Origin of the sequence: Streptomyces fildesensis, from assembly GCF_016107395.1 — a bacterium.
In the GTDB taxonomy this organism is placed as follows: domain Bacteria; phylum Actinomycetota; class Actinomycetes; order Streptomycetales; family Streptomycetaceae; genus Actinacidiphila; species Actinacidiphila fildesensis.
In genome coordinates, this window is sequence record NZ_JAAIKO010000222.1 from 1 (window position 1) to 328 (window position 328).

A 328-nucleotide genomic window follows, 5' to 3' on the forward strand; every position below is an offset into this window, starting at 1 on the left:
TGGTGATGATGCTCCCAGGGCAGTGTTTCCTAGTATTGTTGGTCGGCCAAGACACACTGGTGTCATGGTTGGGATGGGTCAAAAAGATGCATATGTTGGCGATGAAGCTCAATCTAAAAGAGGTATCCTTACCTTGAAGTATCCCATTGAACATGGTATCGTCAGCAACTGGGATGATATGGAAAAGATTTGGCATCACACATTCTACAATGAGCTTCGGGTTGCTCCTGAAGAGCATCCAGTGCTTCTAACTGAGGCACCTCTCAATCCTAAGGCCAACAGAGAAAAGATGACTCAGATCATGTTTGAGACCTTTAATGTTCCTGCC

1 protein-coding gene is annotated in these 328 nt (G+C 45.4%); it reads left to right on the top strand.

Annotated features, from left to right (window positions below; translation table 11 throughout):
* On the top strand, positions 1-328 hold a 328-nt coding region (locus tag C6N31_RS47290), incomplete at both ends, for an acetate and sugar kinases/Hsc70/actin family protein (RefSeq protein WP_198359687.1).